Annotated in this window: 1 protein-coding gene; it reads right to left on the bottom strand. The window is 44.5% G+C overall.

From position 1 onward, the window contains the following. The coding region (locus tag ACYU87_RS27650) for a sigma-70 domain-containing protein (protein ID WP_461137230.1) at positions 1 to 571 on the bottom strand (571 nt) is incomplete at both ends.

Raw genomic sequence — 571 nt, 5'->3', positions numbered from 1 at the left:
GTTCTAGCCTGGTTCCTATCCCATGGCCATCGGTTTGGTAGCTTCTGGCAAAATCGATCTGAAGCCTCTCGTTACCCATCGCTTCAAGTTTGAAGACGCTCTCACTGCCTTCAAGGCTACCAAGGCTGGCAAGAGCGTTCATGTCCTCTTGGCTAAGGTCAAAGTCAAAAATCGAGATATTTTCCTTAATCCTCTTGCCTAGTTGAAGGCTTGCTATAATCTTTGAAGCCTTGGCCTCTTTAATCCCATTTATTTTTGTAAGCTCCTCGACTTCTATTTCTAAAAGAGCCTCCTCACTAAAGGTATCAAGTATTTCCTCAGCAAGGTCAATGGCATTTTCCCCTTTTTGGACTGTGTATTTCATATCAAGCGACTGAGGAGTGTAGACCTTGCTTGCTTCCATGGTTTCAAGGATGGTTTCCTCGTCTTCTCCCAGATAGTCTGCAATATCAGCTATGGTTGGGACTCTTTGGAGTTCTTGGGGTAGGACTTTCTTGGCCACATTTATCTTTTTATAAAGGTTTTGGATACGCCTTGGCACCCTTATGACCCAGCCCTTGTCCCTGAAATA

Source organism: Spirosoma lituiforme, assembly GCF_054776635.1.
This window is presented reverse-complemented; position numbering and strand designations above follow the sequence as displayed.